Genomic DNA, 11,351 nt, shown 5'->3' with positions numbered 1-11,351 from the left:
TATGAACCAGAAAATAATGTGAACCAAAATCGTGTTTTATGATAGAAAGGAGAGTTGTTTATGGACTCAGTATATGATCTTATTATTGTTGGCGGCGGACCGGCAGGACTGTCAGCAGCCATTTATGCCGGACGTTCCGAGCGCAGGACACTGCTGCTGGAAAAGGGCAGCTATGGCGGAAGGATTAATGATACGTATGAAATCAGGAATTATCCGGGAACGAAAGCGGACAGCGGGCAGCACCTGATGGAACTGTTCAGGGAACACGCGGCCGGCCATCCCACGGTAGAACTTAAGCGCACTACCGTGACAGGGGTCCGGAAAGAGGACGATACATTCATTGTGGAGACAAAGCGGCGGGGGGATTTCATGGCACGCAGCGTCATCCTGGATCTGGGCACCAGGCCCAGGGAACTCAATATCAAGGGCGAGAAGGAATTTACCGGGCATGGGGTTGCTTACTGTGCGACCTGCGATGCGGAATTCTTCAAGGGAAAGGAAATCTATGTGCTGGGAGCCGGCGACCAGGCCATTGAGGAATCGGATTATCTGACCGGCTTTGCATCCAAGGTGACCATTGTAGTGCTTCATGAGGAAGGACATCTGGACTGTAACGAGGTTGCGGCCGAGCATGCCTATAAGAACCCGAAAATTGATTTTGTGTGGAGTTCCACGGTACAGGAAATCAAGGGAAGCGACCATGTGGAATCCCTGGTATTAAAGAATGTTGACACGGGCCGGGAAACAGAGGTGAAGGCTGACGGCCTGTTCCTGTTCGTAGGTATGGTGCCCCAGACCGGACTGGTGAAGGACATGGTGGACTGCGACAAGGCCGGTTACATTAAGGTCAATGAGAAAATGGAGACCAATGTTCCGGGACTTTATGCGGCGGGCGATTGTACCCAGACATTCCTGCGTCAGGTAGTTACCTCGGCGGCAGACGGCGCGGTGGCGGCAGTTGCATCGGAGCGCTATGTAAAGGAACTGGAACAGATACAGGAAATCCTGGGGCCGGATTCGGGCAGGACCGTATTTTTATTCTACAACCCGTACAGCAATGAGGAGATTGAGAAGACCGCCCGGCTGGAACAGGAGTTAAGCGGACAGTGGAGGGTATACAGGCAGGACGTCACAAGGCAGAGCCTGCTCTACAACAGCCTGAAGCTGGAACGGACGGTTGCGGGGGCATTTTACGATAACGGAAAGCTGGTTGAAATCAAACAGGCTTTTTAACAAATAATAATAATTAAATGGAGGATATGAATTATGGGACAGCCACTTGTTTTTCCACACGGAGTCACTGTTTACAACCCTGAAAAATGCTGGAGCGGTTATACGATTGTTCCGTTAATCAATGATGGCGTGTTATTGTTTGACATGAACGGCAACGAGGTAAGGCGCTGGAATATGCACGCCATGCCGCCAAAGCTTCTTCCCGGCGGATATGTGATGGGTCTTTCCGGATACCGCCATCCTGACTATGGCATGCAGGACGGGGTCAACCTGATTGAGATTGACTATGACGGCAATATTGTATGGGAATTTGACCATTTTGAAAATATCGACGACCCTGGCAGGGACCACAGATGGATGGCGCGCCAGCATCATGATTACCAGAGGGAGGGCAACCCGGTTGGTTATTACGTACCCGGAATGGATGCAAAGCCACTTTCAGGCAACACCCTGATCCTGGTCCACCAGACCATCCACAATCCCAAGATTTCCGATAAAAAACTGCTGGATGACGCCATGATTGAAGTGGACTGGGATGGAAATATCCTATGGAAATGGTCCATCAGCGAGCATTTTGACGAACTGGGATTTGACGAGGCCGCCAAGAACGTGCTGTTCCGCGACCCCAACCTGCGCGCATCGGACGGAGGTGTGGGCGATTACCTGCATGTGAACTGCATGAGCTATCTGGGACCCAATAAATGGTATGACCAGGGAGATATGCGTTTTAAGCCGGACAACATAATCTTTGACTGCCGGGAAGCCAATATCCTGGCAATCCTGGATAAGGAAACCGGAAAGATTGTATGGCGGATCGGACCTGATTTTAATGCAGCGCCGGAGCTTAAGAAGCTGGGATGGATTATCGGACAGCATCATTTCCACATGATTCCCAAGGGTCTGCCGGGCGAAGGCAACCTGATGGTCTTTGATAACGGCGGCTGGGGCGGCTACGGGACCCCCAACCCATCTTCTCCAATCGGCATCAAAAATGCATTGAGGGATTACAGCCGTGTGCTGGAGTTCAATCCTGTTACATTGGAAGTGGTATGGAAACTGACTCCCAAGGAGCTGGGCCATGCGATTCCCACGGACGCCAGCAAATTCTACAGCCCCTATGTCAGCAGCGCACAGCGCCTGCCCAACGGCAATACCCTGGTAACCGAAGGCTCAGACGGCAGACTCATTGAGGTAACGCCGGACCATGAGATTGTTTGGGAGTGGATTTCGCCGTATTACACGCACAATGAAAAGGGGCCCAGGAACAATATGATTTACAGGGCCTACCGTTACCCCTACAGTTATGTGCCGCAGGAGCCGGTTCCGGCAGAGGTACCGATTGAGCGCATTGACAATGTGACCTACCGTGTTCCGGGCGCGGGCGCGTTTGGGGCAAAAACGGTGATTGACGTTGAGGGGACTTTGCCGTATTATCAGGATGTGGCGCTCTGTGTGGCAACGGATGATGAGGAAGACCTGTCACAGAGGGAAAAGGTCTTTGAAGTGGATACGCAGGTATTCCATCCCGCCGGCGCGGCCAGCTGGAAGGATGAGGTCCTGGCAGTGGAGGATAAACCGGTCCTGGTACTGTTCGGCGCAGAGCGCTGCGTTCACTGTAAGGCCCTGCACCCTGTGCTGGAAGAGGCCCTGAAGGAAGAATATGACGGGGCATACGAAATCCGTTATGTGGATGTGGATGCAAACCAGGAGCTGGTGGACACCTACAATGTGGGAGGTATCCCGGTCGTAGTCATATTCCGGAATGGAAAGGAAGTACTGAGGTTTAACGGCGAGATGGATTATGACGATCTGTGTGATATCCTGGACCGCCCATTGGAAAAAGCCTGAACCTGCCGTAAGCAGTGTTAGAAAAACCAGAATGCAATATATTCGGCCACGTCCACAACAATCCCATGGATGCGGATGTGTCTGAACAGAGTTATATATAGATATGCTATGCGGTCCGCTTATTCCCGGCGGGCCGCATATTTATTTCAGCATGCACAGCATTGGGCGGCGCATGGGAAGGCCTGCTTTTTCGTGCATGTTTAATCCGTTATTTGGCAATGGATTCCGTTATGTTCTTTTGGACTGCTATGTGGTATAATTTACCTGAATCGGAAGTTATAGCAGCGTTTATTTATATGTTACGAGGAAGTAATGATATGGAAAAGAAGATTGTGTTTAAGTATCACCCCAACGTATATGATAACGATATTATTGTACATGAAAACGGCATCTGTCAGTGTTGTGGAAAAGAAGTGAATGAATACTGTAGTACTATGTATTGTATAGATGATATTCATTGTATCTGCCTGGAGTGTATATCAGACGGGAAAGCGGCAGAAAAATTGAGGGGTGATTTTATTCAGGATGCGGAAAGCGGCTTGGTTTCCGACCCTCAAAAAACAGAGGAATTGTTTAAGCGGACTCCGGGATATGCAAGCTGGCAGGGTGAATACTGGCTGGCTTGTTGTAATGATTATTGTGCATTTATCGGTGATGTTGGAACAGAAGAGTTAGAGCGGATGGGCATCGCGGATGAGGTTTTTGCCGAATACGATGCCCGTGATGAGTTTGACAATGCACGGGAGTATTTGGAAAAGAGCGGCAGCTTGGCCGGATATCTATTTCGGTGTCTGCACTGTGGAACATATCATTTGTGGGTAGATGCTGACTGAATAGTTTCGGTGGATATCAAAATAGATAACATAAAAACGGGAAATTATCTTATTGCAGATTCTTTTCCGTTTTTTGCGTACTGCGAACTCTTCTTTCACTTAAAGGTCCGGCTCCACCAATTTGTATTCCTGAAGTTTATGGGTCTGGAAGCGTATAGGATTAAATTGAAAATTGACCATTCCTACTCCGGGAAATGGGCTTTAGACATAAATAAATTCAGAATAATGTAAGTTTGAAATGCTTTTTGAAATGGTTTTCCTGTATAATGGTTATAATTGGAAAAATAGACGCTAAAAGGCGGTACCATAGATGAATGAGATAAACAAAAATAACCTGGCGGTCAGGAATACATTATATGCCCGGACGCTGGGAACACTGGAGATACTTTATAATGGAGAGCCGTGGGAGCTGCCGATGTCGGTTAAGGGAAAGGTGATGCAGCTTTTCCTGCTCCTGATATGGGCTGGAGAAAATGGAATCAGCCGCGTAAAGCTTCAGGATTTTCTTTATGACAGAAGAAGTACGGATGCTGCAAACGCGCTTAGGATTACAACAACACGTCTGAGAAAAATACTTTCCCAGTCTGTTCTGCCTTCGGGAGAATATGTGGTGGTCGAAAAAAATACATATTATTTGAAAATGGGGAGAGTGGGGGGAGAACTTGAACTCCAGATAGACGCCGCTCTCATGGAAGATTATTATAACCGGGCTATGGAAACAGAAGATGAAGCTGCACGTCAGCTGCTTCTGGAACAGGCCTGCCGTCTTTACGGCGGAGAATTCCTTCCTGTTCTGTCCGGCGAGGTGTGGGCGGAATCTCTTCGGAGCCATTACCAGGATATTTATTTCAAAGGCGTGAGGGAAGCCTGCCGCCTGATGAAGAACCATCGGGACCATCAGAAGATTGTGAGGCTGTGCGATGCTGCAACTGCGGCCTATCCCCTGGCAGAGTGGGCGGAGCAAAAGATCGGAGCTTTGTTGGCGTTAAAGCGGTATGGAGATGCATTAAAGACATATGATTATGTAACACAAACGCTGCTTGACGAGACCGGCAGCATTCCCCCGGATCACGTGCTGGCATATTTCAAACAGATTGGCAGCCAGATAGAGCATGTGAATGGCGGTCTGAAAGAGATCAGGGGGAATCTTGAGGAAAGGGAGTGGTCGGCCGGATCGTATTATTGTACTTATCCGGGATTTGTTGACTGCTTCCGTATGGTTATCCGGTCCGTGGAGCGGGGGAAACGCAGGGGATTTCTGATTGTATGCACGGTCCGGGACGGGAAAGATTGTCCGGTAGAGGATGGCGGGAAGCTTCAGGAGTATGAGGACGCTCTGTGTGAAGTGGTCCACAGTACCCTTCGCAGAGGAGACGTTTATACAAAGTACGGACCAGATCAGATTCTGATTCTGGCAAACGAACTGCGGGAAGATAAATGCCGCATTGTTGAAAACCGTATTGTATCCGGGATGCGCAGAAGGTATGGGCAAAAGGTAAGTCTGCATATAGAAAACGTGAATCTGAAGGATTGGTGTCCGGGGACAGAAAAAGGAAAAGAAGATAACAGGCGTGAAAAAACTGTAAGGAGAAGGCCATGACCGCGCAGAAGCGGCAGGAGTCCTTTGGGGATATGATGTCGGTGGCTTTGGAAACAGCGTGGAATACATTGGTATAAGCACCGTGCGTGTCTGTGTAAAATGGACAGGCAGATTTTTGCTTGGGCGGTCATTCTGTGCATATAGAAATAGCAAGGGAATCTTGAAAAAGGTTCCCTTTTGGTTACATTTCAGTCACATATTGGAAAAAGCTGAAAATAGACACGAAAAGGTGTTTCTTTGAAATGCTTTTTGAAATACCCTCTCCTATATTATATTACCATGAGTTGAGTAAAGGGTTGTATTTGTAAATATCAGGAGGTACTGGTTATGATAAAGAAAAATGTTATGAAAAAGCATTCACGCCATGCGGCGCTGCTGACAGCCATCGTGCTTGCTTTTTCTAATGTCGGCACATGTTTGAACGTGTCTCTGGCTCAGGAGATTACCAGTGAAGGCGGAAGCAATAGCACGGGAGGAAGCGGGAGTGACAGCTTGGGAGGAAGCGATAGCTCCGGTGGAAGCGATAGCACAGGTGGAAGCAGTAGTTCCGGTGGAAGCCACAGTTCCAGCGGAAGCCACAGTTCCAGTGGAAGCGACAGTTCCGATGGAAGCGGCAGTTCCGATGGAAGCGGCAGTTCCGGCGGAAGCGACAGTTCCGGCGGAAGCGACAGCACAGGTGGAAGCGATAGCTCAAGTGGTAACGGGAGCGGAGAAGGAACCGGAAGCGAAGGGGAAGGCGGAGAGACCGCCGGAGGCGAGAGCGGAGAAGGAACCGGAAGCGAAGGAGAGGGCGGAGAAAACGCCGGAGGCGAGAGCGGAGAAGGAACCGGAAGCGAAGGAGAAGGCGGAGAGACCGCCGGAGGCGAGAGCGGAGAAGGAACCGGAAGCGAAGGGGAAGGCGGAGAAAACGCCGGAGGCGAGAGCGGAGAAGGAACCGGAAGCGAAGGGGAAGGCGGAGAAAACGCCGGAGGCGAGAGCGGAGAAGGAACCGGAAGTGAAGGGGAAGGCGGAGAGACCGCCGGAGGCGAGAGCGGAGAAGGAACCGGAAACAAAGGGGAAGGCGCAGAAGATCCTGGAGTCGAAGGAGAAGAAAACGTCAATGGAGAAACAGGTGGTGTAGCAGCTGGCGGGGCGGCAGCTGGAGACCTGGCAGACAAAGAGGAAAAAGAGAAGGAATTTACAATCACCTATACGGTAAATCCGGAGGGTGCAGCTGAGGTTGAGGGTGAAACCTTAATACAGGAAGGTGAGGAGCTATCTTTCACGGTTAAACCTGTGGATGGTTATGCGATTCAGATTGTAACAGCCAATGGATACGAGCTGGCTGCTGAAGCAGAAGAGGATACGGAGGAAGACAGCGGGCTGGCCGGTATGGCAACGTATGTAGTAACGGATATTGAGGAGAATCTGGATATTGAGGTTGAACTTCTCGAAACAGAGGAGACGGTTTCTGATACAGCAGCATTTATGGCAGAGATTGACGGAATTACAATTTCAGTGGAGCCATTGGATGGTGAATTTGACGCTTCGGTAAAATCGTTATCTGCAATTGCTATTGATGATGAAGATACCAGTTCTGTTATTAAAGGAAAATGTGCAGCGGATGGTTACGGGTCGGTTGAAGTAAGGGTATTTGACATAACTCTGGAGGATGATAATGGACAGCCGGTTCAACCGGGATGTAATGTAAAGGTTTCATTTTCCGGCCTGGATATTCCAGAATCAGTTTCAAATGAGCGATCTGTAGAATCAGATAAAATTAACGTGTTTCACCTTGAGGATCAGGAAAATGATCTAAAAGTTAATGATATAAAATGTGATGTAAATGAAGGAGAGGGGACGGTTGCATTTGAAACCAGCCATTTTTCGGTATTTGCAATAGCATATCCGGATGGCAACGAATTCGGACATAGATATGTGCCAACATCATATTTATCATCTACAAGCACATTTGAGTATAGAAATAATTCAGAATATATAGTAATTGATACAACAAATAGTACTTTGAATAAAGTGCAGGGTGGGTATGATCTTACCGTAGATGCTGCAATCGCAGAAGATGCAGAGGGACCACTTACATTTGTGTTGAGTGACGCTTTTATGGAAGCAATGCGCAAATTTGGGGCGGACGATGGAGTCATGCCAACGTATAAATTTAATTTAAATTTAAACCTGACTAATAATTCAAAAATAAAGTATTTATATGAGGCAAACAGCCTATCGGTTCAAACGCCGGAATCAAATGTTGACACATCCTTTTCAGGAATGGATGTGACGATCAAAGGATTTGACGGACAGATAATTGACCGTACTTATGGAGCATACCGGGTTCAAAACAATGCAATAAAAGAGCTGTTTGGCAAAACAAAAATAAGTTTTGAAGACATGCTGACTATTTACGATGTCTTATATGAAAAAGGTTATGATGGCGATTATCCTTTAACGGATTATTATAAGAATTACTATCACACAGATGATTTAAGTACTGTATTTGGCAATTTATCAATGGAAAGTGTGGGTAATAACGGCACATTTGATTTAAGCGGTACAATTGATGAAGTAGCAGCTAAGTATGACGGTACTTATCCCTACTTTGACTTCGCTAATATTTTCACATCAAAAAGTAAACTTGAAGCGCGGCTTTATGAGGTGGAACCGGAGCTTGGAGGCCTTTTATATGACACTTTTTATAAGGAACTATTTGGTGTGACATTTGGTGAGAGAACCGGATATGATACACCCCTTGCACTGTTTAGGGATCATGATACCAGCGAATGGCAGAGCGCGGATGCAAGTTTCGCAGATACACTCGGCGATGGATTATCCAGCGGGGAAAGCTGTGACTTTACTCTGGGAATGTTTTTCCATCCCAGAATGGGAAATGCATATCAGGGTTACAATTGTGGATACTATGCTGCAATTACTTTAGTACCAGAAAACACCACCCCTCCGACCCCTCCGACTCCCCCTACCCCTCCCACCCCGCCAACTCCCCCATCCGGCGGAGGCACCAGTGGTGGAGGCGGAGGTGGTACCACCCCGGGCGGGCATCGCGCGACACCGGATACCAACGGACCTGGTGTTACCATTGAACCGGAAGCAGTTCCCTTAGCGCCTCTTCCCGAAGGAGTTACCATTGAACCGGGAGAAGTTCCGTTGGCGCCTCTTCCCAAGACAGGGCAGAATCCAATGGCACAGTGGGTATGTCTGATGTCAGGACTTATGCTTGGCCTGTATGGCTTCCTTGGCAGAAAAAGAGGGGATGACAATGAAAAATAAATGGATAAGCAGTGCAAAATTTAATTTTGGAAGTAGCTTTTAGAAAATAAAACATGGAATATGGAAATCCTGTAAAGACTGTCAGCCTTTACAGGATTTTTAATGGAATGACACTATATTTCTAAACAGTAAATATGTATACGTGAAGTATTGCCAGGCAATTCGAGAAAAGAAATTTTGCTTTTGTCTTTTATACGGTATTATATGTAAATCTCGCAGGGGCAGTTGATGAAATGAATCATAAAGCAGAATTCATGGAAATGTCTTACCGGCTCCGCCGGCTTAAAATTCTGGGTGATGTTGTTTGTGGAATGATGCGAAAATGAGAATAAAAACCGCAATGTACAGTGGCTATCAGGCGGAAAATGAAACTAACAGGAGATTGCCGGACCAGCGCTGTGAAAATTAATAAAAATATAATATTAAAAGATTTATAAATCGTATATAATTACAAATTAGACTATAATTCAAAACAAGCTTTATGATATTTTTTGAAAAAGTCTAATAATAAGCAAAAAGTCCAATATCTCAAAGGGGATATAGGATGTTTTTTGCCGTCTGAGCAAACTATATCATTTCACGTAATTTCAGGAGGCTAGAATGAAAAGAAAAGGTGAAAGGCTCATAACTTACCAGAAGATAGAAGCGTTTGGTCAATGGCTGGAAAGTTGTGAAAGAAGCATGGAAACAGTAAAGAAATACAGGCATTATTTAAAACAATTTAAAGAATTTATCGGAGAAGAGCCGGTTACAAAGGAGATGGTACTTTTATGGAAAGCAAACCTGAGGGAACATATCACCCCAGTTACCATTAACTGTGTCATAGCTGCACTCAATGGTTTCTTTAAATATTGTGGATGGGATGGCTGTGAAAGTAAATTTTTAAAAATCAGCAAAAGTTCTTTTTATCCTGAGAGAAAGGAATTGACAAAGGACGAATATAAGAGGCTGGTAAAAACTGCTTTTGACAATGGGAATGAACGGCTGGCCCTTGTGCTGGAGACTATCTGCGCGAGCGGGATCCGCGTATCAGAATTGTCGTTTATCACGGTGGCAGCTATTCATAAAGGCCAGGCTGAAATTGAGTGCAAGGGCAGGATAAGGACTGTGCTGTTAACAAGACAGCTATGTTCGCTCCTTCATTCTTATGCGCAAAAAAATAATATTAGTTCAGGTATGATTTTTGTAACGAAAAACGGTAAGCCGTTGGATCGGAGTAATATATGGAGGGAAATGAAAGCGCTTGGCATAGAGGCCAATGTTAAGGCTGAAAAGATATTTCCCCACAATCTGAGACACCTTTTTGCAAGGACATACTATGAAATAGAAAAAAATCTGTCAAAATTAGCGGATATCCTGGGACACAGGGATATTAATACCACCAGAATTTATACAAAGGAAAGCGGAAGCCAGCACAGAATACAGTTGGAAAAAATGAAATTGCTGCTGTATGATACAACAGAATATTTCTTTTGTTGTACTTTAGGATATTCCTGAAAGATTTAAAAAAAGTATACTACATTTGTTGACAAAATTCTACATAATTTTAAAAAAATTTCGATAAAAAAGGATATAAAAAGTAAGCTGGGTAACAAATTAAACCAACTTGGTATTATTTTCACATTTTTTGTTATTTATCTTTCTCTCAAACTTCAGAATTAATTCTCTTAAAATTTCCTATAGTCAGTAAATATCCCGTTTTACCATCCCCTCCCCCTTTTTTAGTTACAACAAAAGAAATATTTAGTTGTAAAAACAGGACGGGAGGGATGAGAAATCAAGCAATTTAGTTCTATTTGCTTTTTATTTGTTTTTGTATTTATCATGAACATCTGTTTTGCAAAAAATTTGTTTGCAATGCAGCAAACAGAATCCTCCGCTGGCCAGGTTGACGTTGCTGGGCAGCTTTCCAGCCAAATGTGCAGCCAGTATCCAGAATTTGAATGCCTTGGGGAAGATGTGCTGGATGCACTCGAAGGAGGAAGAGAAAACGGCAGTTTTATAAAAACTGATATTGTTTTTGACTCTCAGGAGGAAGCCTTTTCCTTTGGCAGATATTATTACAGGTACATATATTTGGGAAAAGAAGAGGTGACATTATACTCATTTGATGAAAATGGGAAGTTCGTCATTTATGTGTCATGCGGGAATCCGGCTCGGGCGGTATCAGAACACAGTCAGGTTCAGGACAGGCTTTCTGAGGTGGTGCAGAAATGCAGCACATTGGGAGATCGGGAGAAGGCTGAGTATTTTTATGATTGGGTCTATGATAATGTTTCCTATGACCAGACACTGAAGAACCGGACCATCTATGATGCGGTTATGAACGGTAATGCTGTGTGCTGGGGATACGTGTCTGCTTATCTTATGCTGTGCAGGAATGCGGGACTGATTTGTGAGCCTGTATATGCCGGAGATCATGCATGGAACAGAACCTGGCTTGATGGGGAGTGGAGATACTGTGACATTACTTGGGACAAAAGTTTGGGAGGCACCAGATGGAAATTTATAACACAAAAAGATATGGATATGGACTCCATGCATAATAATTTGTGATA

The 11,351-nt window shown here is 45.8% G+C and carries 7 protein-coding genes and 1 pseudogene; all 8 read left to right on the top strand.

Features of this window, described 5'->3' with window-relative positions:
• Positions 1-60: 60 nt before the first annotated feature.
• The 8 genes and pseudogenes from CGC65_RS19300 to CGC65_RS31855 all read left to right on the top strand — a co-directional run bounded on the left by CGC65_RS19300 (position 61) and on the right by CGC65_RS31855 (position 11,349).
• Entirely contained in the window at positions 61-1,233 is a 1,173-nt protein-coding gene (locus tag CGC65_RS19300) for an NAD(P)/FAD-dependent oxidoreductase (protein ID WP_002578294.1), read from the top strand.
• A 33-nt stretch (positions 1,234-1,266) separates the two neighbouring features.
• A complete protein-coding gene (locus CGC65_RS19295; protein WP_002565030.1) occupies positions 1,267-3,081 on the top strand; it encodes an aryl-sulfate sulfotransferase in 1,815 nt (604 codons plus the stop codon).
• 317 nt (positions 3,082-3,398) lie between these two features.
• The gene (locus tag CGC65_RS19290; protein WP_002565029.1) at positions 3,399-3,914 is read left to right on the top strand and encodes a CbrC family protein; all 516 of its coding nucleotides are present in this window, start codon (positions 3,399-3,401) and stop codon (positions 3,912-3,914) included.
• Between the two features lie 310 nt (positions 3,915-4,224).
• On the top strand, positions 4,225-5,514 hold the full coding sequence (locus CGC65_RS19285; RefSeq protein ID WP_002565028.1) for an AfsR/SARP family transcriptional regulator: 1,290 nt from the start codon (positions 4,225-4,227) through the stop codon (positions 5,512-5,514).
• A gap of 448 nt (positions 5,515-5,962) precedes the next feature.
• Positions 5,963-6,634, top strand: a complete 672-nt coding sequence (locus tag CGC65_RS31860; protein ID WP_007037085.1) for a hypothetical protein — start codon at positions 5,963-5,965, stop codon at positions 6,632-6,634.
• 155 nt (positions 6,635-6,789) lie between these two features.
• The gene (locus CGC65_RS19275; RefSeq protein WP_007037084.1) at positions 6,790-8,793 is read left to right on the top strand and encodes a doubled motif LPXTG anchor domain-containing protein; all 2,004 of its coding nucleotides are present in this window, start codon (positions 6,790-6,792) and stop codon (positions 8,791-8,793) included.
• Between the two features lie 600 nt (positions 8,794-9,393).
• Positions 9,394-10,322, top strand: a pseudogene (locus tag CGC65_RS19270) (tyrosine-type recombinase/integrase).
• 562 nt (positions 10,323-10,884) lie between these two features.
• Entirely contained in the window at positions 10,885-11,349 is a 465-nt protein-coding gene (locus tag CGC65_RS31855; RefSeq protein ID WP_227177646.1) for a transglutaminase domain-containing protein, read from the top strand.
• Positions 11,350-11,351: the final 2 nt, after the last annotated feature.

Origin of the sequence: Enterocloster bolteae (genome assembly GCF_002234575.2) — a bacterium.
In the GTDB taxonomy this organism is placed as follows: domain Bacteria; phylum Bacillota; class Clostridia; order Lachnospirales; family Lachnospiraceae; genus Enterocloster; species Enterocloster bolteae.
The sequence above is the reverse complement of the archived record's forward strand: the minus strand, read 5'-3'. Positions and strand labels throughout refer to the sequence as shown.

Excerpts from the sequence above, each read along its gene's own strand:
- CGC65_RS19300 (WP_002578294.1), top strand. The coding sequence starts at position 61 with ATGGACTCAGTATATGATCTTATTATTGTTGGCGGCGGACCGGCAGGA.
- CGC65_RS19295 (WP_002565030.1), top strand. The coding sequence starts at position 1,267 with ATGGGACAGCCACTTGTTTTTCCACACGGAGTCACTGTTTACAACCCT.
- CGC65_RS19290 (WP_002565029.1), top strand. The coding sequence starts at position 3,399 with ATGGAAAAGAAGATTGTGTTTAAGTATCACCCCAACGTATATGATAAC.
- CGC65_RS19285 (WP_002565028.1), top strand. The coding sequence starts at position 4,225 with ATGAATGAGATAAACAAAAATAACCTGGCGGTCAGGAATACATTATAT.